The sequence below is a fragment of the Thermococcus chitonophagus genome (genome assembly GCF_002214605.1).
Classification (GTDB): domain Archaea; phylum Methanobacteriota_B; class Thermococci; order Thermococcales; family Thermococcaceae; genus Pyrococcus; species Pyrococcus chitonophagus.
Window position 1 is genome coordinate 933,584 of sequence record NZ_CP015193.1, and the last position, 20,319, is coordinate 953,902.

The window sequence follows — 20,319 nt, forward strand, 5'->3', positions numbered from 1 at the left end:
AATGGAATTGATCTTAACAAATGCGAAAATATATACTCCTACAGAGGTCATCGCACCAGGAACAATTGTTATTGAAGATGGCATTATCAAGCAAATAATGGAGGGAAAAGTAAAGGATGGCATTGATTTGGAAGGGAAAATAGTAGCTCCTGGATTTATAGATACTCACATACATGGATGTTATGGATTTGATACAAATAATGGAGAAAGTTTAAGATTTCAAAAGATGAGCAAAATGTTAGTAAGACACGGTGTTACAAGTTTTATCCCTACAACCGTCACAGATTCTCATGAAAATCTTCTCAGGATTTCAAGGGAAGTGGGTAAAATTATTGAGGAGTATAAAGGAGATGGAGGAGCTAGGATTTTAGGATTACACCTAGAAGGTCCTTATATCAATCCTAAAAAGAAAGGAGCTCAAAATCCTGAATATATACGGAAACCCGATTTTGGAGAGTTTATGGAATATTGGAAAGCTTCAAATGGGAATATAAGGGAAATTACAATAGCACCAGAGGTTGAAGGAGCCATAGAGTTCATAGAAAATGTTACAAGACTTGGGGTTATCGTTCAATTAGGTCATACAAATGCCACATATGAAGAAGCAAAAAGGGCTATAATAGCAGGAGCAAGTAAAGCAACCCACTTATTCAACGCGATGAGAGGTATTCACCATAGGGAGGTTGGTGTAGTTGGTGCATGCCTTGAAAGTGAAAATATATACCTTGAAATGATATGTGATTTAATTCATCTCTCTCCCCAGATAATTAGGCTTGTATATAAATTAGCAGGACCATATAGGATAACTCTGGTTACTGACGCAATCAGTGCTACAGGTCTACCAGATGGCAGATACACATTAGGAGGGTTGGATGTTATTGTTCAAGGTGGTATATGTAGATTGTTAGATGGCACTTTGGCAGGAAGCACATTAACTATGGACAAAGCGATAAAGAACTTAGTTAATATAGGTATTCCTCTTCGAGACGCATTGATCATGGCTTCCTATGTTCCAGCTAAGGCCATCGGAGAGAGTGACATAGGGATTTTAAGACCAGGATATAGGGCAGACTTTGTTGTTTTAGATAATAACCTTACCGTGGTGCAGACATATATAAACGGAAGATTAGTGTTTGAGAGAGATACTTAAGTTATTCCATTTCATTTTCTTGCTCAATTAACTCTGAAAATAACTTTGGAGTATGTATGTTTGCAAGTATGGTGTAATGATCAACGACATCACTCTCTAACATGAATTCTTCAATCTTTTCCTTTAAAGTTTTGAAGTCCTTCTCAAAAAACCTAAATAAGAAGTCATATTCTCCTATATATTCACTAATTTCATATATCCTGGGTTCTTCCAAGGCTTTGTTAATGAAATCTCTCACTGCTTCAGCAGAACATCCGGGTTTCAGTTTAATGAGAACATCTGCAGATGCTAGTTTTAGTTTGTCAAATCTAAGAAATCCTCTAACTTTAATTATTCCCTTCTCTTCAAGTGCTATTCTTCTCCTTCTGGCAGTGGGAATAGATACATTGGCTATTTTTGCTAGATCTGTGTCAGATATCCTTCCATCATCCCTTAGAGCGAGCCAAATTAAAATATCAATATCATCGAGATAATCTTTTAATATCTCTTTAAAGAATTCCAGTTCTCTCTTATATTTAGCCTCGTTTTTAGTTATCAAAATTTTTCACCTCCTTGGGTATTCCTCTCCATACTAGAATTATTGAGCTTAAAAATTTTAAATGAAAAACGCCTCAACGCAAGGTTATTACCCTTCCACTCTGTGAAGACCTATATAGGGCATTGACAACCTTATGAACTTTTAATCCGTCAACTTCATTGACAATTGGTTTTTCATTACTTTCTATTGAATGTATAAAGTGTCTAAGTTGTCTTGCATACATTTCCTCCACAGGCTCGCTAAAATTGCCTTTTTCAAGAATCTGAAGCTCCTTCTTCGAAATTGTATACTCACCCTCTAGATACCCCTCAACAGTTACAGTTCCCTGGGTAGCCTGTAGACCCCATTTTCTCCATCTATGTTGGGCACTCCAAGTTTGCATTATTGTAGAAACCGCCCCACTTTCGTGAATAAACGTTGCAACAGCATTGTCTTCTATACTTACATCTTCATTGAGTGTCCAACATTTTCCAATTACCTTCTTTATATCTCCGGCATACCATAAAAAGTAGTAGATTATGTGAACTGCATTTTCGTTTATCATGCCTCCACTTTTGTCCTTGCTTCCAACCCATTCATTGCGGGGCAATCTTCCTAGCGCTATGTGCCACTGGAATAGAATATCTCCCAGATCTTTTTCCAGATAGTCCTTTACTTTTGAGAATAGTCCATGAAACCTAAGGCTAAACGCAATCATAAGTCTATTTGTTCCTTTAGCTTTTTTGTATATCGCTATAGCATCAGTTAAACTAGCCCCCATAGGCTTTTCCAGCAATACATGAAAGCCCTTCTTAAGTGCATAAATCGCCTGTTCTCTGTGAAGATAAGGAGGAGTTGCAATTATTACGCCGTCAGGGTTCTCTTTTTCTAGCATTTCTTGATAATCAGTATATACAGGAACCCTGTATTCTCTTTTTACCTTTTCAAGGATATTGGGGTTAATATCACAAACTCCAGATATCTCCACTCCAACCATTTTCATTACCTTAAGGTGAAGTTGCCCCATGTTTCCAGCGCCAATTAGAGCTATTCTCATTTTGATCACCCGAATATTTTCTTAAGTGAAGTAAATGAGTCCTCAGCAGCCTTTATGGGATCACCTAGATACGGAGGAACTTCTGGTAGGATATATCCTTTATAATTCGCCTTTTCCAAGGAGCTCCTCACAGCTTCCCAGTTTATGCTACCACTTAGTGGAATTCCGAATTTCAGTTCAACCAAGTTGAAGTCTTTGACATGAACTTGGAGTATCTTTTCCCCAAGAACTTCTATCCAGTGCTCTGGGAGGGAGTGAGGTAGGGTGTTACCGACATCAAAGTACGCCCCAACATTATCCCTATTTATCGTATCAAGAAGCATTTTAAACTCTAAAGGCCCTGCAAAAACCCTGTTCCATACATTTTCAAGTCCTATGCTAACTCCATAGTCTTCTGCTATGGCAGAGGCTTTTTGGATAAAATCAGCTGCCTTTTCAAAATGTTCCTCATAAGATACATTTGATACTCCACTTCCAGGAACTACGAGGATTATTTTTGCATCAACTAAAGACGCCGCTTCGCATTCAGCCTTTATAACCCTTAGAGCATCTTCAGTATTCGTTATTGGATTATACTTCCAGAACAAGCCAGTGGCAACACTTGGAATTTCGATGTCAAGGCTTTCTGATGTTTCTTTGATATGCCTGAACCTGGCCTTAAATTCATCTTTTCCAAATTTTTCAAAATCGTCTAATCCCAGCCCAACCTCATATCCATCATATCCTATTTCCTTTGCAGCTTTAAGGGCCCTTTCAATAGGAAAAGCTTTTGGAAAACTCCAACAATTTATGCCAAATTTCGGTTTCATACTTTCACCTCCTCAAACAACTCTTTTATTTTTAGGAGATTTCCCTTAGGAGTCCATCCATATGAGTAGAAACTTACCCCATTTACGGGGAGCTTTAATGCCATGTTGAATTGACGCTCAATATCCTCAGGAGTTGTCGGTGGCCAAGAAGCAAGTCCGAGAACTATTTCCACGTTATTTTTAACAAATTTCCTAGCTAACATTGCCTCATATGGTATCCTACATATTGACCTTTTGAATGGTCTAACGTATATCATTATTTTTATCCTGTCGACGATTTTCGATATTTTTTTGTAATTCTGCCCCAACAACCAAGAACCAGAAGGAGGGTATAAATCAGCACTTATTTCTGCTTTTGGGTTATTCCTCTTTATAATTTTAGAGAGCTGAAGAAGCAATTTGCTTATTTGATTTTCCCTAAATTCTAACCACTTTTTGAGTATATCGTTCTCTAATAATTCCTTAGTGAAATCTAAATACATAGCTTCACAATAATCTAAATCGGTACAATACTCTTGGAGTCTCAAAAAATACTGAACGTGCCATTCAACTATATCTTTTAGAACTCCTCTAACTTCTTCAAGATTAATTCCATAATCTGCCGCCTCATCCCTACAGTATTTACAAAAACAGGGGGAAAGTGCTAGGTCCAAAAGGGGAGTACTGTAAGTTGTTGGAATTTCTGGGTATCTTATAAAATCAAATTCAAATTCATCAAATTCATATTTCTCAGAAAGCTCCTCGACCATTGTCGAAAGAGCTTCTTTTACACTTGGGTTTGAAGGACAAAGAAACATTCTTTTGTAACTAGGATGAGATCCATAAATGTCAACAACTCCAATGAGTGGGTTATCCCTTACGGCTTTTTCCCATCTTAATGTAGGAAACCAAAGAACACTTCTAATGGAGTTTTCTTCGCAAGCCCTTACAAATTCCCCCACAACATCTCCCTGGATTTCTTGAGACTGAACTGGTCTAAGATATGGGGGGATATTCAAGTATCTATTTTTTTCAACATTCCAATATACAGCGTTTTCTTCTGAAGTGTAAGTTCTTCGTTGAAAGTTTTGAAAAATTATGTTCGGTCCAGGCCAATTTTGTCTCTCTTCAATATAACGGACAGCTAGACTTATGTGCGTAAATCCAAACTTCGATAATTCTGCTATTACATCTCTATCAAAATCCCAAGGATGCATCCATATTCCCTTATACATTACACTCCCCAAATTTTAATAGACATGTTAAACTTTTAAAATTTTACCGTAATATGTTAAATTTTTATGTGTTATCGCCGATTAGAGACAATTGATATCAATCTGCTATAAATCTTAATATTTTTTGGTAATAACGTGGATGTCCCTCACTATCTTGTGCTTTTCATCCCTATCCAAAACGGAAGTAATAACATCAAATCCAAGCTCGTCGAGCCAGGGTCTGTTTCTCCTATAGATTCCACCCTCAGCTAAATTAAATGCAGGAAACACAAAAACAACTTTTGCATTCCTCTTTAAAACATCAGCAAAGCTCTCAAAGGCCTGATAGTAGAGCCTATCCAATTCTCTAGCCATCTTTACAGCTTCGCTCCTCGTTGGCTTAGTCTTGAGGGCCTTGCCCATATATGGCTCGGTAATTATAGCGTCAAATCTCGTCCTGAAGCACTTCCTCAATCTTCTTACGTCACAGACCCTTAAACTTGCCGAATGCCTTATTCCAAACTCCTTTCTAAGCCACTCGACATTTTTCCTTGTGTCTCTGATCCTATCCTCGCTGATGTCGCTGCCATATGCTATAAGCCCTTGGAGAAGGAGCTCCATTACTATAGTCCCAGTTCCGCAAAATGGATCAAGGACGTTTCCTCTTCTAACCTCAGAGAGGTTGACCATTATCCTCGCAAGTCTTGGGGGAATGGAGATGGTAGGTCTCACTACCGGCCTCTCAACGTCGAGCTTCTTTAACTCAAAGGGATCAGCTATTCTTACCGTTTCGCCAACGAGCACCTTATTACCTTTAAAAAAGAACACTATATCCTTAGTTTCAGGGAAGCCCTTCAAGATAAGCTCGCTCGGCATAGCATAGATCTTTGCAGGTTTGAAGAATTTCGTTGAATCCTTTTCTTTAAAGATCCTCTTGATAGTTGAGCCTAGCTTCCTCCATAATTTCCAATCGTCTCTCCCATAAAGGCTTACCGTAAACAGCCTCGCATACTCCAGATATTCTACGGCTTCTATCCCCTCCCCAACTATCCTTACTAGCTTTAAAGAACCCCCAATGAATCGAAAGTATCTTTCGATATCTTCTTTAGCCTTTATTAGGGCATATGACGCATTTGGTGGCCCTGGGTGCTCTTCAAGGATTTGAACACCTAATCTAAACCTCCTAGAAAACGATTTTAACTCCAACATGCTTAGTTCATAGTTTTTGCCGAATACGATACCATACCTTTCCATCTTCCTCTCCTCGATTCCAGCTTCGAAACTTTTTAAGATATTCGCTACTAAACAGTGTGTCAGATATGGTGGTAGCTATGAAAAAGATCGCGCTTATCGGATGCTTACTTACGATAATGGTTATAACTCCTATGGTACTTGGTGCAGAATATAAATACGATTGGGATGGGTTAATCAGTATTATGAGACAATCGGCGAAGATTATAAGGGAGATCAATGGGAACACAGCTGAGGTAGTGGTAAAGATCTTGAAGAACCTAAATCCCGATGATTATCAAGAAATTTTATTGGCATCTCAACAGATTACAAACCTTACGGTAGAGAAGCTCTCCAGGACAACTCCAGTGAGAAAGATAAACCCCATCATGGGGCAGATAGAGAGACTCGAATACTATGCAGAGATTATTAACGACACCAAGCTAATGAGTATTATAAACTTTGCAAGAAGACAATTTGAGAACGGGAACATTAAAGCAACACAAGATAGTATAGATTTTGCAAATGAGGTCTTAGAAAAAGATATAGAGAATCTAAGAGAGGTTCAAGCCCCAACTCCGCAAGAGCAAGTTGATTGGCTTATATTCAAGTACACGAGAACACTCAAGTATGCCATTCAAGTTGCAATAGCTTTGCCCGAAAATGAGAGCGAGAAGGTACTTCAAGAAATTTCAGCATATGAAAACATTTTGAAGGAAGCGACAAAAATGAGAAACGAGGGAAGGTACATAGAAGCGTTATCTCTTCTTAGTGAAAACTTGGATTCTCTGCTATTATTTCAAAGTAACCTAGAAAGGATGCATGTCATGATAATGAGGAATCTTACCAAGCAGGAGGGAAGAATATTAATAATAAAGCTAAAATTGGCAGCAAAGAAGGAGAAAGAATGCCAGCTAAGAGAGATTGCACTAATGGAGCTCAGTTTAGCTGAAGAGGATCTTGACCTTGGAAGGACAAATATAGCGACTCTTCGTATAATTAGAGCATCCAGAATAGTGAATTACTTAACAAGAAATGGGGGGATATCTGAGTGAAAAAACTTCTACTTTCAGTAATCCTCCTCATTCTCCTATCCCCTTTATCCTCTGCATATATAGTCGAAACGCTAGAGGTGCACGTATGGCACGATGGTAATGTAACTATTGACGAAAGAATATATCCAGAAGACTATGAAATAAAAATCAAAGTTCCAGTTTTTGGAGAAAATGTAAGGGATATTATTGTTCTCTCAAATGATGGAAGAGCACTTCCCTACACTATTCAGGGAAACATGATACTGATCCATGTATACAATGCAACGAAGGTTAGGGTAATATACACAGCAAGTGGGCTTGTATCTAACATGGGTAGCCTCTGGGAGCTGAAACTACACCTCAACAGGTGCCCAGCCAAGATAATTCTCCCCAAAGATGCAAAAATAGTTGGACTATCCGACATCCCCATAGAGGTAACAAACAACACACTCATAATCGGCCCAGGAAATGTTACCGTATACTACACATATCCGGAGATCATAAGAAAAGAGGGTAGCATATTCTCCAAAAGGCTTATCGTAATTCTGCTTCTTTTAGTCGGAATGGCTATTGGAATACTTTCCAGATTCAGGAAGAAGTCAAGCACTCAGAAGCTTCCGTATTCTGAAGACAAGCTTGCAAAATTAGCGAAGCAGTACAATCTCAACGACGATGAAGTTAGGGCGATTAAGTACTTACTAGAGGTTGGGGGGAAGTCCAGCCAAGCTGAACTTAGAAAGGCTCTTGATCTCCCGAAAACAACCGTGTGGAGGATGGTTCGTAGGTTGGAGCAGATGGGTTTAATAAAGGTATACAAGGTAGGAAGGGAGAACTGGGTTGAGCTGAAAATCGATATGCATAAATTTACATAATCTTGTCCTATCCAAATAACCCTCCGTAATGTTTAAATTAAAGAAAAAGTTTAATGCCCACAAAACAGGAGGTGGATAAAATGGTTCGCTATATGGTCACCTCTGCCCTTCCCTATGCTAACGGACCCATACACGCAGGACACTTGGCGGGAGCTTATCTACCCGCTGATATATTTGTAAGGCACCTCAGGCTCAAAGGAGAAGAAGTCGTTTTCATCTGCGGAACCGATGAGCACGGTACTCCAATATCCTTCAGGGCAATAAAGGAGGGAAGAAGCCCCAGGGAAATCGTCGATGAATACCACGAGCATATAAAGATAACGTTCCAGAGAGCAAAGATAAGCTTCGACTTCTTCGGAAGGACGGAGTTACCAGTCCACTACAAACTGAGCCAAGAATTCTTTCTCAAAGCACTAGAGAACGGGCATCTGGTTAAGAAAGTCACGAAGCAGGCGTACTGTGAGCACGACAAGATGTTCCTGCCAGATAGATTCGTTATAGGGACGTGTCCCTACTGTGGAGCCGAAAATCAGAGGGGAGATCAGTGTGAGGTCTGCGGAAGGCCCCTCACTCCAGAGATTCTGATAAATCCGAGGTGCAACATCTGCGGGAATCCGATAACGTTCAGGGACTCAGCCCACTACTACATAAAGATGAAGGACTTTGAGGAGAAGCTCAAAAAGTGGATAGAGGAGAAGCACTGGAAGCCCAACGTTAAGAACATGGTGCTAGGATGGATCGAAGAAGGATTAGAGGACAGGGCGATTACAAGAGATCTGGACTGGGGGATTCCGGTTCCTCTAGATGAGGAAGATATGAAGGGCAAGGTTCTCTACGTGTGGTTTGAGGCTCCAATAGGGTACATTTCAATAACAAAGGAGTACTTCAAGAGAATAGGAAAGCCTGATGAATGGAAGAAGTACTGGCTTAACATTGACGGCCAGACTAGGGTTATCCACTTCATAGGCAAAGACAACATCCCATTCCACGCGATATTCTGGCCTGCATTCCTGATGGCCTACGGGAAGTACAGGGATGAGGAAGTTGAGGCGGAATGGAACCTTCCCTATGACATCCCGGCGAACGAGTACCTGAACCTAGAGGGCAGAAAGTTCTCAACGAGCAGGAACTGGGCAATCTGGCTTCACGAGTTCCTGGATGTATTCCCGGCTGATTACTTGAGGTATTATTTAACCACCATAATGCCCGAAACTAGGGATTCAGACTTCAGCTTCGCAGAGTTCAAGACTAGAATTAACGAGGAGCTCGTTAATAACCTGGGCAACTTCGTTCATAGGGCGATGACCTTCGTCAACAGGTACTTTGATGGAATCGTGCCAGAGAGGGGAGAGCTGGATGAACTAGATAAGCAGGCGTTCGAGGAGATAGAGAAGGCCTTCAAGGAAGTTGGAGAGCTCATAATGGAGTACAGATTCAAGGATGCACTGAAGAGGGTTATGGCCCTAGCATCTTTCGGCAACAAGTACTTCGACCACAAACAGCCGTGGAAGACAGCAAAAACAGATATGAAGAGAACCGCAACCACAGTAAACATATCACTCCAGATAGTTAAGGCCCTTGGCATACTGATCGAGCCGTTCCTTCCGGATACTGGAGAGAAGATATGGCACCTCCTGAACCTCGATGAAGTCAAAGAATGGAAGTTCAAGGAGCTTCCCGCAGGACACTGGGTAAGGAAGCCCGAAATACTGTTCAAGAAGGTCACAGATGAACAGATAATCTACTTCATCCTTAAGTACATGGCTAAGGGCAATCCTGAGGGGGCCAAGCTACTTCTTGATAAGTACTACAAGAGAGAGCTTGTCGTCAAGGTCGCTAAGGAGAAGCTTGGGGAGGAAGGCGAGGTAATATTAAAGAGGTTAGGATATGAGGAAAAAAGTGAGAAAAAGAAAAAGGAGGGAGAAAAAGTGGGTTACATAAGCTTTGATGACTTTGCAAAGCTCGACTTGAGGGTTGGAAAGATAATCGAGGTCAAGGATCATCCAAACGCTGACAAGCTCTACGTCGTCAAGGTCGACCTTGGTGGAGAAGTTAGAACCCTGGTTGCGGGCCTCAAGAAGTACTATAAGCCAGAGGAGTTGCTCAACAAGTATGTAGTCGTTGTGGCTAACCTGGAGCCAAAGAAGCTTAGGGGCATCGAAAGTCAGGGAATGTTACTGGCAGCAGATGACGGCGAAAACGTTGCCCTCCTCATGCCTGATAAGGAAGTAAAGCTTGGGGCCAAGATTAGGTGACCGATAATTTTCTATTTTTGTCATCTCTTTTCTAAAAACTTTAATTACTCACAGCGGCTTTATTGCCCTTTTTTCGAAAGGAAAAACGGTTCTAAACCTTCGGTTTTAGAAATGCGTATAAACTTTTGGTTGCGAACTTTTGGTGAACATAATTGTTCACACGAACGGAGGTGTTCATTGTGGGGTACAAAATTACAGCCAAAAGAGATCTCAGCCCCATCGATTATATGGTAGAAGTTGAGGCACCTCACGTCGCCAGATCATGGAAGCCAGGACAGTTCGTTGTCTTCATACTCCATGAGAAGGGAGAGAGAATCCCAATGTCCGTATTCAAAGCCGAGAACGGAAAAGTAATGATGTTCATAAGAAAGTTAGGGAAGACCAGCTTACAGCTGTACTACGAGTTTAATGTTGGAGACGAGCTCTACAGCTTCCTGGGGCCACTAGGAAAGCCGATAAAGATTAAAGAGTATGGAAATGTTGTATTCGCCTCAGATGCTGTCTGCGGTCATGCCGAGAATTATGCACTGCTCAAGGCCATGAAAGAGGCCGGGAACTACACGATCTCAGTACAGACGTTTGAGGACAAGAACCACGTGTATCCGGAGGAGTTCCTAGCAAAGTCCGTTGCCGATGAGCACTATCTAACGACGTTGGACGGTTCTGCGGGAATTAAGGGACACTACCTTGATGTTGTCAAGAAGCTGATTGAGGAGGACAAAGTGGATATAATTTTTGCAGGAGGAGGGCTTAGGAACCTAGCGAAGCTTGCAGAACTTACAAGACCATACGGAATTCCAACCTACGCAACGGTCAGGCAGATAATGGTTGATGGAACTGGAATGTGCGGTTCTTGTAGGGTTCTCTACAACGGTGAAGTTAAGTTCGCGTGCAGAGACGGCCCGGTTTTCGATGCACACAAGATAGACTGGGAAGATGCAATCAACAGGAACTACAACAGGTTTATCGAGCAGGAAAAGCTCGCGAAGGAGCTCTATCTTAAGTACTTGAAGGAGAAGGGGGTGATGTGATTGCCCAGGCTCATTAAGGAGAGGGTTTCTACTCCTGAGAGACCTGTTGAAGAGAGAATTAAAGACTTTTATGAAGTTAATCTTGGCTATACGTGGGAGTTGGCTTTAAGGGAGGCTGAGCGTTGCCTCCAATGTCCAAAGGATTATGCCCCCTGTATTAAGGGATGCCCAGTCCACATAGACATCCCAGGGTTTATTGGAGCCTTAAGGAAGTATAGGGACGATCCAGATAAAGCCGTCAGAGAAGCGCTGAGGATAATATGGAATGACAATACGCTTCCCGCAATTACGGGCAGGGTCTGTCCCCAGGAAGATCAGTGTGAGGGAGTTTGTGTCGTCGGAAAGGTTGGAGATGCCGTAAACATAGGAAAACTCGAAAGGTTCGTCGCAGATTACGCAAGAGAACACGGAATTGATGAGGAACTACTCTGTGAGTTCGCCGAGAAGTGCGATGGGAGCAAGGGGAAAGTTGCAGTGGTTGGAGCAGGGCCCGCTGGTTTAACGTGTGCAGGAGAGCTCGCAAAGATGGGGTATAAGGTTACGATATACGAGGCCCTTCACAAGCCCGGCGGTGTCCTTGTCTATGGAATTCCAGAGTTTAGACTACCAAAGGAAATCTTAGACTACGAGCTGAAGAAGCTTGAAGAGCTGGGAGTTGAGATAAAGACAGACCATCTAATAGGCAAAACCCTGACGATACAGGAACTCCTTGAAGAGTATGATGCCGTATTCATTGGGACTGGAGCGGGAACTCCCAAGCTCTTAGATATCCCAGGAATTTTGCTCGATAGAATATACTCTGCAAACGAATTCCTGACAAGGATAAACCTCATGAAGGCCTATGAATTCCCCGAATACGACACTCCAATAGCGGTGGGTAAGAAGGTCATAGTGATTGGAGGAGGAAACACGGCAATGGATGCGGCTAGGTCAGCGTTAAGGCTGGGAGCGGAAGTAACGATTGCCTACAGGAGGGGCAGGGAAGATATGAGTGCCAGGGTCGAGGAGATAAAGCACGCCGAGGAAGAGGGAGTAAAGTTCATGTTCTTTGTTCAGCCAGTTGAATTCCTGGGGGAGAACGGAAAAGTAAAGGCTGTAAAGTTTGAGAAGATGAAACCTTTGGATGAGAAGGACTCTAGGGGCAAGAGAAAGATCGTGGGAACTGGAGAGTACATTACGGTTGAGGCGGACACCGTGATTATCGCCATAGGTCTCGAGCCCAACAGAATAATTCTCGAAGAGTCTGGCTTTGAAGTGAATCCAGATGGGACGATAAAGGTCGATGAGAATCTAATGACCTCTATCCCAGGGGTTTTCGCTGGTGGGGATGCAATCAGGGGAGAGGCTACCGTTATCTTAGCCATGGGGGATGGAAAGAAAGCAGCGAAGGCCATAGATGAGTACATAAGGAAGAAAAAGAGTAACTGATCAGCCTTGGGAGAAACGTCATCACCGCTCAGGTGGCCCCGTACTCATCATTTCATTTGGTCTCTTCAACCAGCCACTTCAGATACTCCTCGTTTACGTCTTCCACTTTTATCTTTATTATCGCCGGAACCGTGTAAGGATGCAACTCCTTAAGCCTTCTCCTCACTTCATCCCAGAGCTCATCCTTTGTCTTCAGGATTGCTCCTACTTCTTTGTCCTCCTCTATCTTCCCCTGCCACCAGTAGAAGGCCTTGTGCTCCCTTAAGTTAGCACAGGCAATCAGCCTCTCCTCTAGCAGAGCCTTCACGGCTTTATCAGCGCTCTCCCAATCTGGAAAGGTCGTGTAGACGATTATCATTCTCCACCCTCCTTCTCCTTTATGTATAACCTGCCCTTAACCTTCACTATCTTATACACCTCACCATCTTCAAGCTTTTCCTTGGGCTTCCTAACCTCGAAGGTCTCGTAAGTCTCCATGTCCATGAACTGAGCTTCGGTTGGAGTTTGACCCATAAGCAGTGCCTTCCTCTCCTCGTGCTCCGCTAAGTCAATTTTTTCCCTCTTTACCGTCTTCCAGTCGAAGTGGTCGCTCTCCCAAGTTTCGAGGTTTTTGAGCCTCATGCCCTTTCCGTCAACACTCTCCACCCTATACACCCTTCCATGCCTATCCTCGACTACATCGCCCTTCCTAAACTTGGGAAGTCTGATGGTAACGCTGGTTCTGTACACTTCTTTACTTGTCTGCCTGTCAAGACCAACTAGTTCGTAGGCCTCGCTTATAACTCCGCCGTACTTCTCCCTTATCGCATTAGCGAGCTTTCTTGCAGCACTCGTTGAGCCCATATAGAAGTCTATTCCCTCCTCCTTCTCTATGGTGTCCTGTATGAAGCCCATCCTGTCCCTCTGCATTATCTCATCAACCTTCTCCTGAACGAGCTTTGTTATCTCTTCCCTCTCCTCTTTCGTAAACTCCCTGTCCTCAACCCTAACCTGCAGAATTGCCTCATAGTAGCCGGCGAGGAACTTTTGGCACCTTGGACAGACGGTCTGCCTTATGTAAACCGTCGTTGTTACAGTTTCATCGTGAGGTTCAACCTGAAGCTCGTGTATCCTAGCTTTGACCCTTATCTCGTACACTATTATTGCGGGAAAGTGCTCTATGTGGTAGTCGAGAACCCTAAAGGCCACGAAGGCCTTTCCCACCGGTATCTCCTCTACTTCCTCGAGCTCTTCCCAGTCAACGACGTCAAATTCCCTAACCTTGTCTAGAGAATCCTCTATGGCCTCGAGGAGGGCATTTTCAGCAACTTCAAATATTAATGCATCAAGTTCATAATTCTGAGGATCAATCCAGACTCCCCTCTTCTTGTAACTCCCACAGTTCTGGCAGAGCTCAGTATTTATCTCGCCGGGCAGTAGGAGAATTGGGTTCTCCTTTCTAAAGCACACTTGACAGAGTCCGTTGATGAGAGGGCCTCCCTCTTCCTCGCTTATCCCGCAACGGTAACAGAACCTCATCTCTCGCACCCATAGAGGAATTCCGTGTGGGATTAAAAGGTTATCCTCCCAACTTAAGCTCTACCCAGTTCTCCTTCTTCCCTTTGAGGATCGTGACTAGGCCCTTCCTCTCGAGCCTCTTGAACATCCTCCATGCTGTTGTCTTTGGAATACCTATGGCCTCCCTAACTTCCGCCTGACTGCACCTTCCGCCCCTGTTGAAAATGTAGAGGAGAGCCCTCCTCTCTTCGTCCGTTAAATCCAGCCCATTAAGCATTTCCTCGAATTCCTCTCTCGTGATAGATTTACCCCTCCCCTTCATGAGGTGCAATCCCATGACAATTGCCAAGATTACCGGAGCTAGTAAAAAGTATATCCACCGATTCTCCTTAGCCTCCTCATGGGGCAAAGTATAGGAGATGCTCTGATTCCCTGGGGGCATCTCTATTGTGTTTCCGGCTATCTTGAGGGGAATGTCACTTAGGTCAACTATTATTGAGCCCTTTGGAAGGACGACCGTAAAGGGAGAATCAAGGGAGACGTTTAAAGTCCACACAACCCCCTTTTTGCTGGTTAAGTCGGGGGTGTAGTAAGTCACCCCAACTAAATGAGCGTCCCCAGGGTAAATGATCATGGAAGAATTGGAAACGGTAAACTGGAGGGGGTTTCCATTTTCATCCTCTACAACTATATCCTCGTAGTGCTCTCCAAGTATTGGAACTACAACTTGGGTAGAATAGTTAGAGGGAGTTATCTCGTACTCAACCTTAACGTACCCATCGGGGTAAACGGTTAAAGAGACAAGCTGAGCGCTAACCGGAAAGAGAAGGAGCGAAAAGGTAAAGAAGGCGAGGAGATTTTTCACTTATTCATCCCCCCGTGCTCGGCTATGAACCTCTCAACCCTGCTTAGGAGATCCTGGGCTACTGTGAAGTGGGCTCTTGCCTCCATTGGCCTACCCTTCTTGAGCAGCCTTAAGCCCACCATGACCTCCTGGGTCGCGACTTTAAGCTGAACCTCTGGAACCCTCGTATCGATCCCCTTCTCTCTCAGCCTCTGTAGGGCTATGTGACAGCGCTCTATCCTCTCCCTGAGATCCCTCAAGCTAGCCTTTCCGTGAGTTATCATCCTCACGGTTCTCTGGAACTTCTCTATAGTTTCTCTGTTTTCCTCGATGACCTTTAGGGCATCCTGCCACTTGCCCTGATCCGCCAGGCTCTTGACTTCCTCGTACACCTCCTTAAAGGCAGTTAACGTGGCGTTCAGCTCTGGATGACCATTATTTGCCGCCCTCTCAACGATCTCAATTCCTCTCCCCCCTCTCTCTAGGAACATCCTGACTATCTTGTCGGCATTCGCGTAAGCTAATTCCCTCCTGACCTTCCTCAATTCTTCATCAAGCTGGGTCTTTTTCTCCCTCGCAACCTTCAAGTCCTCCCTAGCCTTTTCATAGTCCTTAGCCTTTATGTCCTCAAGCACAGCCTTGTAGGCTTCCCTGGTCTCGTTGAAGAGCCTAGTCAGATTTGACACATCTATTCCCTCTTCCTGGGCAAGGGCAATTGTTCTGTTAACGAACCTGAAGTACTCCAGCGTCCTCTCAACCTCAAACCTCAAGTCCTGATACCTTGATTTTGCCTCCCTTAGAGTGGAGAGAACGGCCTTATAGTGGCGCATCGCCAGCAGGGAGTAAGTTACGGCCTTTTCATAATCCCCAGCATCGTACGCGTTCATTGCTTCCTTCTTGTAATTTTCGGCTATTTCATAGTTCTCAAGGGTGGCATTGTTCAGCTTATCCTTTATCGGCTCTACTTTGTCTTCAACGAACTTGCTTAGCCTCCCAAGGTTCTTAATTAGGGAGGTGGCTAGTTCCTGTTCCTCATTGTTAGTCTGGGCTATGGTTAAAGGTACTGCACTTGCAAGCAACAGCAGGCCTATGAGTAGGGGGAGCACCTTCCTCATGCCCATCACCATACTATAGGCTACCACCCTTATATTTGAGGATCCCCATGGAACGTTCGTTCCACATGGTTCCTTCCAAAAAGGAGATTGACACCGAGCGAGAACTAATGGATATGAAGGTTATAGATATCAAAAACGTGAAGAGGTGCTATGGAGGTGCTAGAAGCTGGGTTAATGCCGACCGATGAAAAAGGAAGAAGGGACGTGCCAAGCCCTCATGGTTTTGCCAATTAAAAGCTGGCTTTTCCTCCTCTACAGGTTCCTCCTAGTTTTCCTAGCTACCTTCCTTCTTACCCCGATATCTTCCGGAATCCTGGGATTGAAGTTCCGAGGATTCTTCCAGTGTTGTTGATCATGGACAGGGTTTATGGGCTGATACTCATGAAGTTCTCAAACTCAAGGATGCAGGCCGTGACTTTGGCAAAGGTCTTCGGGTGGTTGCATGAGATGTTTCTAAACCAGGGAAATACGTTAATAGCATTGGCCATCCACGTATTATGGGTATTTGCCCTCGTGTTCATTAGCAGGACTAGTTAATTTAAAATGGTAAAAGTTCAGTAAACCACAATTAACTAGCAAATCAGGTAGAACACATGCTTCATGCGAAAACTGCAGGGAAATTCCACTAATGCTTTAAATGAATGAAAGAAAAGGAAATCACTCAAGCTTTTTGTAGCAGAACCACCAGTCGTAGCACTCGATCTCGCCCTTGGCCTTAGCCTCTTCCCTCTGCTTCTTCTCCTCCACGGTGCTGGCCGGTGGGATGATTACCTTGTCCCCGATGAGCTCGTTGTTCGGCCACTTGTGTGGAAGTGCAACTCCCTTCTCCGTGCTTATCTTGAGGGCCTTAACCAGTCTGAGTATCTCGTCCCAGTCCCTGCCGACTTCCGCTGGGTAGTAAACTATGGCCCTTATTACTCCCTTGTCGTCAACGACAAAGACTGCCCTAGCTGTGATCGTTGCACCGCTCGGGATCATGCCGAGCTTCTCGGCAAGCTCTCCCCTGTCATCGGCTATAACCGGGAAGTCGATCTCGACACCGAGGTTGTCCTTTATCCACTCCATCCACTTAATGTGGGCGAAAACTTGGTCAACGCTGAGCCCTATTGGTTCGACGCCAAGCTTCCTGAACTCCTCAACCCTCTTCTGCATTGCATAGAACTCGGTCGTACAGACGGGGGTGAAATCAGCTGGGTGGCTGAAGAGGACGAACCACTTGCCCTGCCTCGCGAAGTAGTCGGGCAACTTAATTACCCCGTGGGTGGTCTTTACCTCAACTTCTGGGAACTTTTCTCCTATCACTACCATTTCGATCTCCTCCTTGTTTTTGTTCTCGATACGAACTAATACGGTTCGGATATATAAACTTTTCGGTTTTACTATTTGAAGCACTACAAAAAGTTATTCCTAATACTTTTTATTAAAACAATGACAATGTAATTTAGTCTATTTAAAATATTTCAAGTTTGGACAAAAAAATATATAAGAAATAGCGTAATTACAATTATGAAAAACCATTGGGAGGGATTGGTAAATGAATCCTAATATAAAAATCAAGATACTGTTTATACTTTCGGTAGTACTACTTGGAACAATGCTAGCACAAATATCAGTAATTGGGCTGTCTTTACTAACAATTGCCAAAGGTATACAGGTGCCATACTTACTCGAGAGAGTAAGTAACGATGAAGGTATAATTTTCAGGGCAACACCACTTCTTATAGTCCTGAGCTACCTTTTTGCCGCTGTTTTGGCCAGATATGGAATATTAACTGCTATAGGAAAAGCAAAAAATCCAGAACTTAGAGTTGTACAAGTTATAGTTCTCATTCTAGCAATATCTGTCATCGTGCTCATTTTTGGATCAATAGTAGCATGTGGTGTTGTCTGTCCGCGCTTGGCTTGTCATGGTGCCATGGAATCATGCAGTTGGAATACAGGCCTGTTTTATGTGAAATACGTATGTAGGTGTATAGTTGGATAGTTAGTGGTGACATTTTATGGGCATTTTTTATATATTTCTCATATGGCTTAAACTGCTAATTAGGAAATGGAGCTACATTGCTTTTCTGTTATTTACTTTAGGGACAGCATATATTATCAAAAAGCTTTCTCCAATTTTTGGATTAATACCAGACACTCTTGTGTTAATAAACATGATAATCCTAACAAGTTTCATTAGTTGGATTTATTATCTTTCACATGATCCAAAAAGGATTCTCTGTATTGATATGTTGCCAATATCTGACTGGAGAGTATCTATAGTAAGTCTACTGACTTTTCTCCCATTTCCAGTAATATTATCCATGACTGCTCCAGTCAATAGGATGTACTACGTTGTTCTCTCTATGGTTCTTTTCTTAGGCATAGCGGATAGTCCATTGTTTCTTTTATTTGGTGCTTTATTAGCTTGGGACCTCAGTCCTGTTGCTACTGCGATATTCATAGTTGCTTCAATAATAAAGATGTCCCTTAAATTGATTCCTGAGAGAAAAGTGTTGCTTATTTGGATAGGTAAGACTCCTGTAACTATTATAAATCCCCTAGTTTTGTGGCCCATATCCTTTGTAATAGTAGGAATGCTACTAATTGGTTTAACAATTGGTAATACAGTAAAGCTCTGGGCATCTCCAATTGGAGGGGGTGTTACGTACTTTTCTCCTATATCAATAGACAAGGATAGTAAGATACTGCTACTAGGTGGTATTTTTACAGCGCTTTCTATGATCCTATCCCTCATGTTATCTCTATCTGTCTCGGCTCTCAGGTATTTGGATAACTACCTCTGGCATATAAAAATCCTCAGGGGAGTATTTAGCAGGGCTCTAATTGTAGAACTTGTGTTAAATGCCGTGGTGGGACTTATAATGATAGCTTTGCCATACTTTATCCTTAGACTTTTTGGAATAGGTAGTTTTAGGGGAATTTCTCTTACCCTTGTGATGTCCCTGCTAGTTTCATCTGCCTTAGCTCCTTCTCCAGACAGAAAGGATTCCCTTGGAAATTTTTTGCTTGGATATATCCTCATAGGTTTTACCATACAATGGCTGAGTATTCCTGAGAAGTATATTGTACCACTACTAGCAGTTATGATTATACTATCATATTTACTCTGGTTTAAACTGAAAGAGGGGGGAAGGATATGAGGTTCCTTGAATTTACAAGAATTGTTGTAAAAGCCCTCCTAAGAGTGTTTCTTGGAGTAGGATTGATAATACTAGCAGGAGCAATTTTATTGGGCAAACTAAAGTGCCTTATTAACAGCTCATTGAACCTGGGAATCTTTGTCTCAATATTTCTAATGGTATACCTTCACGAAGTTGGTCACTACATTCCACTAAGACATCGAAAAATTGATGTTAAAAGAGAAGGCATTGGCATTAGGATATCAACAACCCCTCCAGTACCCCCTTCCGCTATCTTCCTTAGTGCCCTCCTACCGTTACTTGTTGCAGTAGGATTTAGCCTGATATTCAAGAACTGGATATTCATAGTACTATGGTTGGCAGTTGGAGCTATGACCCTTATAGATGCTGTGGAGGTGATATGAATGCTGGAGATAGAGAACCTTGTTGCAGGTTATGGTAAAGTACCTATTATAGGTCCAATAAGCTTACGAGTAAATCACGGTGAAGTTATAGTGCTTTGGGGTCCCAACGGAACAGGAAAAACAACGCTCTTAAGGACTATAGCATCATTATTAAAACCTCTAGAGGGGAGTATAATTCTAGATGGAAAACCAATATCAAAAGTTAAAAAAAAGATATTCCTGCTTGACGAGCGAGTTCATCTTCCAGGGAGTCTGAAAGCTATAGAATACCTAAAACTTATCGGGGCACTATATGAGAGTGATCAAATTCCATATCAAGAGATTCTCAAGCATATAGGCATTCCGCCAAATATATTGATCTTTAACCTCTCTCAAGGCCAGAAGAGAAGACTCCAACTAGCTAGTACACTTACAGCAGAGACGGCAGAACTTTTCTTAATTGATGATCCAACTGTAGGTCTTGACGATATTAGTGTTAAGGTTTTAATCCCATGGATCATTAAACAATTGGCAGATATGGAAAAAATAATACTCATTTCAACGAGAACAGAATTTTTGAAAGAACTATTAAAAGACGCAAGGGTCATTGATGTCACAAAATATAGTAGAGCTCTACCAAAAACCTAAAAATAAGAATAATTAGGAAAACCAAAGGATCTTTGAAGGTTAAGGTATCCAAAGTGCATCGTAGTTCATAATTGTAAGTTATGGTCTGCAAACCCTAGCCAGGGCGATGA

Annotated in this window: 22 protein-coding genes; 12 read left to right on the plus strand and 10 right to left on the minus strand. The window is 42.7% G+C overall.

The features are described 5' to 3' along the window. The first annotated feature begins 1 nt into the window (after nucleotide 1). The gene (gene nagA / locus A3L04_RS05255; RefSeq protein ID WP_068576990.1) at nucleotides 2-1,150 is read left to right on the plus strand and encodes an N-acetylglucosamine-6-phosphate deacetylase; all 1,149 of its coding nucleotides are present in this window, start codon (nucleotides 2-4) and stop codon (nucleotides 1,148-1,150) included. Between the two features lies 1 nt (nucleotide 1,151). Here nagA and A3L04_RS05260 read toward each other — a convergent pair whose 3' ends face one another. The 5 genes from A3L04_RS05260 to A3L04_RS05280 form a co-directional block, all read right to left on the minus strand. Then, nucleotides 1,152-1,688, minus strand: coding sequence for an Lrp/AsnC family transcriptional regulator (locus tag A3L04_RS05260; RefSeq protein ID WP_231963857.1), 537 nt, complete (start codon nucleotides 1,686-1,688; stop codon nucleotides 1,152-1,154). 73 nt (nucleotides 1,689-1,761) lie between these two features. Then, entirely contained in the window at nucleotides 1,762-2,724 is a 963-nt protein-coding gene (locus A3L04_RS05265) for a Gfo/Idh/MocA family protein (RefSeq protein ID WP_068576989.1), read from the minus strand. 5 nt (nucleotides 2,725-2,729) lie between these two features. Further along, complete coding sequence (locus A3L04_RS05270) at nucleotides 2,730-3,533, minus strand: sugar phosphate isomerase/epimerase family protein (protein ID WP_068576987.1); 804 nt, start codon at nucleotides 3,531-3,533, stop codon at nucleotides 2,730-2,732. Beyond that, nucleotides 3,530-4,747, minus strand: a complete 1,218-nt coding sequence (locus A3L04_RS05275) for a hypothetical protein (protein WP_068576984.1) — start codon at nucleotides 4,745-4,747, stop codon at nucleotides 3,530-3,532. The genes A3L04_RS05270 and A3L04_RS05275 overlap by 4 nt, the downstream gene beginning before the upstream one ends. A gap of 114 nt (nucleotides 4,748-4,861) precedes the next feature. Beyond that, nucleotides 4,862-5,980 (minus strand): TRM11 family SAM-dependent methyltransferase, encoded by a 1,119-nt coding sequence (locus A3L04_RS05280; RefSeq protein WP_068576982.1) that lies wholly within the window; start codon nucleotides 5,978-5,980, stop codon nucleotides 4,862-4,864. Nucleotides 5,981-6,057: 77 nt separating this feature from the next. On the opposite strand from A3L04_RS05280, the gene A3L04_RS05285 reads away from it, so the two are divergent. The 5 genes from A3L04_RS05285 (at nucleotide 6,058) to gltA (ending at nucleotide 12,576) form a co-directional block, all read left to right on the plus strand. Beyond that, nucleotides 6,058-7,011 carry a hypothetical protein gene (locus A3L04_RS05285; protein WP_068576980.1) on the plus strand — a complete coding sequence of 318 codons (954 nt, stop codon included), beginning with the start codon at nucleotides 6,058-6,060 and terminating at the stop codon, nucleotides 7,009-7,011. Next, complete coding sequence (locus A3L04_RS05290) at nucleotides 7,008-7,862, plus strand: DUF7343 domain-containing protein (RefSeq protein WP_068576976.1); 855 nt, start codon at nucleotides 7,008-7,010, stop codon at nucleotides 7,860-7,862. Before A3L04_RS05285 ends, A3L04_RS05290 begins: the two co-directional genes overlap by 4 nt. A gap of 80 nt (nucleotides 7,863-7,942) precedes the next feature. Beyond that, the gene (gene metG, locus A3L04_RS05295) at nucleotides 7,943-10,117 is read left to right on the plus strand and encodes a methionine--tRNA ligase (protein ID WP_068576975.1); all 2,175 of its coding nucleotides are present in this window, start codon (nucleotides 7,943-7,945) and stop codon (nucleotides 10,115-10,117) included. 179 nt (nucleotides 10,118-10,296) lie between these two features. Further along, a complete protein-coding gene (locus A3L04_RS05300) occupies nucleotides 10,297-11,148 on the plus strand; it encodes a sulfide/dihydroorotate dehydrogenase-like FAD/NAD-binding protein (RefSeq protein ID WP_068576973.1) in 852 nt (283 codons plus the stop codon). Then, on the plus strand, nucleotides 11,149-12,576 hold the full coding sequence (gltA, locus tag A3L04_RS05305) for an NADPH-dependent glutamate synthase (protein WP_068576971.1): 1,428 nt from the start codon (nucleotides 11,149-11,151) through the stop codon (nucleotides 12,574-12,576). A gap of 52 nt (nucleotides 12,577-12,628) precedes the next feature. Here gltA and cutA read toward each other — a convergent pair whose 3' ends face one another. Genes cutA through A3L04_RS05325 form a run of 4 tightly spaced genes read right to left on the minus strand, consistent with a single transcriptional unit; the run spans nucleotide 12,629 to nucleotide 16,032 of the window. After that, nucleotides 12,629-12,934 (minus strand): divalent-cation tolerance protein CutA, encoded by a 306-nt coding sequence (cutA, locus tag A3L04_RS05310; protein WP_068576969.1) that lies wholly within the window; start codon nucleotides 12,932-12,934, stop codon nucleotides 12,629-12,631. Further along, nucleotides 12,931-14,094, minus strand: a complete 1,164-nt coding sequence (locus tag A3L04_RS05315) for a 60S ribosomal export protein NMD3 (protein WP_068576967.1) — start codon at nucleotides 14,092-14,094, stop codon at nucleotides 12,931-12,933. The genes cutA and A3L04_RS05315 overlap by 4 nt, the downstream gene beginning before the upstream one ends. A 40-nt stretch (nucleotides 14,095-14,134) precedes the next feature. Beyond that, entirely contained in the window at nucleotides 14,135-14,938 is an 804-nt protein-coding gene (locus tag A3L04_RS05320; RefSeq protein WP_088859113.1) for a helix-turn-helix transcriptional regulator, read from the minus strand. Beyond that, nucleotides 14,935-16,032 (minus strand): hypothetical protein, encoded by a 1,098-nt coding sequence (locus A3L04_RS05325; protein WP_068576963.1) that lies wholly within the window; start codon nucleotides 16,030-16,032, stop codon nucleotides 14,935-14,937. The genes A3L04_RS05320 and A3L04_RS05325 overlap by 4 nt, the downstream gene beginning before the upstream one ends. Nucleotides 16,033-16,216: 184 nt before the next feature. Here A3L04_RS05325 and A3L04_RS10970 point away from each other — a divergent pair, with 184 nt between their 5' ends. Further along, on the plus strand, nucleotides 16,217-16,384 hold the full coding sequence (locus A3L04_RS10970; RefSeq protein WP_157092405.1) for a hypothetical protein: 168 nt from the start codon (nucleotides 16,217-16,219) through the stop codon (nucleotides 16,382-16,384). A gap of 2 nt (nucleotides 16,385-16,386) precedes the next feature. Then, nucleotides 16,387-16,569: a hypothetical protein gene (locus A3L04_RS05330; protein WP_068576961.1), complete on the plus strand. Its 183-nt coding sequence runs from the start codon at nucleotides 16,387-16,389 to the stop codon at nucleotides 16,567-16,569. Nucleotides 16,570-16,689: 120 nt separating this feature from the next. Here A3L04_RS05330 and A3L04_RS05335 read toward each other — a convergent pair whose 3' ends face one another. Then, complete coding sequence (locus A3L04_RS05335; RefSeq protein ID WP_269451372.1) at nucleotides 16,690-17,346, minus strand: peroxiredoxin; 657 nt, start codon at nucleotides 17,344-17,346, stop codon at nucleotides 16,690-16,692. A 220-nt stretch (nucleotides 17,347-17,566) separates the two neighbouring features. Between A3L04_RS05335 and A3L04_RS05340 the strand changes: the two genes are divergently transcribed. From A3L04_RS05340 to A3L04_RS05355, 4 genes are read left to right on the plus strand one after another with little or no spacing between them, the layout of a single operon-like run. Next, the gene (locus A3L04_RS05340; RefSeq protein ID WP_068576958.1) at nucleotides 17,567-18,016 is read left to right on the plus strand and encodes a hypothetical protein; all 450 of its coding nucleotides are present in this window, start codon (nucleotides 17,567-17,569) and stop codon (nucleotides 18,014-18,016) included. Nucleotides 18,017-18,032: 16 nt separating this feature from the next. Beyond that, nucleotides 18,033-19,178 (plus strand): hypothetical protein, encoded by a 1,146-nt coding sequence (locus tag A3L04_RS05345; RefSeq protein WP_068576955.1) that lies wholly within the window; start codon nucleotides 18,033-18,035, stop codon nucleotides 19,176-19,178. Beyond that, nucleotides 19,175-19,582: a hypothetical protein gene (locus tag A3L04_RS05350; protein ID WP_068576954.1), complete on the plus strand. Its 408-nt coding sequence runs from the start codon at nucleotides 19,175-19,177 to the stop codon at nucleotides 19,580-19,582. Before A3L04_RS05345 ends, A3L04_RS05350 begins: the two co-directional genes overlap by 4 nt. Continuing rightward, a complete protein-coding gene (locus A3L04_RS05355; protein WP_068576951.1) occupies nucleotides 19,583-20,209 on the plus strand; it encodes an ABC transporter ATP-binding protein in 627 nt (208 codons plus the stop codon). Nucleotides 20,210-20,319: the final 110 nt, after the last annotated feature.

What these genes read in the sequence shown, in the direction of transcription:
- A3L04_RS05315 (WP_068576967.1), bottom strand. Translation starts at nt 14,094, where the DNA reads ATGAGGTTCTGTTACCGTTGCGGGATAAGCGAGGAAGAGGGAGGCCCT.
- A3L04_RS05285 (WP_068576980.1), top strand. Translation starts at nt 6,058, where the DNA reads ATGAAAAAGATCGCGCTTATCGGATGCTTACTTACGATAATGGTTATA.
- A3L04_RS05340 (WP_068576958.1), top strand. Translation starts at nt 17,567, where the DNA reads ATGAATCCTAATATAAAAATCAAGATACTGTTTATACTTTCGGTAGTA.
- A3L04_RS05280 (WP_068576982.1), bottom strand. Translation starts at nt 5,980, where the DNA reads ATGGAAAGGTATGGTATCGTATTCGGCAAAAACTATGAACTAAGCATG.
- A3L04_RS05345 (WP_068576955.1), top strand. Translation starts at nt 18,033, where the DNA reads ATGGGCATTTTTTATATATTTCTCATATGGCTTAAACTGCTAATTAGG.
- A3L04_RS05325 (WP_068576963.1), bottom strand. Translation starts at nt 16,032, where the DNA reads ATGAGGAAGGTGCTCCCCCTACTCATAGGCCTGCTGTTGCTTGCAAGT.
- A3L04_RS10970 (WP_157092405.1), top strand. Translation starts at nt 16,217, where the DNA reads ATGAAAAAGGAAGAAGGGACGTGCCAAGCCCTCATGGTTTTGCCAATT.
- metG (WP_068576975.1), top strand. Translation starts at nt 7,943, where the DNA reads ATGGTTCGCTATATGGTCACCTCTGCCCTTCCCTATGCTAACGGACCC.
- A3L04_RS05355 (WP_068576951.1), top strand. Translation starts at nt 19,583, where the DNA reads ATGCTGGAGATAGAGAACCTTGTTGCAGGTTATGGTAAAGTACCTATT.
- A3L04_RS05270 (WP_068576987.1), bottom strand. Translation starts at nt 3,533, where the DNA reads ATGAAACCGAAATTTGGCATAAATTGTTGGAGTTTTCCAAAAGCTTTT.
- A3L04_RS05275 (WP_068576984.1), bottom strand. Translation starts at nt 4,747, where the DNA reads ATGTATAAGGGAATATGGATGCATCCTTGGGATTTTGATAGAGATGTA.
- cutA (WP_068576969.1), bottom strand. Translation starts at nt 12,934, where the DNA reads ATGATAATCGTCTACACGACCTTTCCAGATTGGGAGAGCGCTGATAAA.
- A3L04_RS05265 (WP_068576989.1), bottom strand. Translation starts at nt 2,724, where the DNA reads ATGAGAATAGCTCTAATTGGCGCTGGAAACATGGGGCAACTTCACCTT.
- A3L04_RS05350 (WP_068576954.1), top strand. Translation starts at nt 19,175, where the DNA reads ATGAGGTTCCTTGAATTTACAAGAATTGTTGTAAAAGCCCTCCTAAGA.
- nagA (WP_068576990.1), top strand. Translation starts at nt 2, where the DNA reads ATGGAATTGATCTTAACAAATGCGAAAATATATACTCCTACAGAGGTC.
- A3L04_RS05330 (WP_068576961.1), top strand. Translation starts at nt 16,387, where the DNA reads ATGGACAGGGTTTATGGGCTGATACTCATGAAGTTCTCAAACTCAAGG.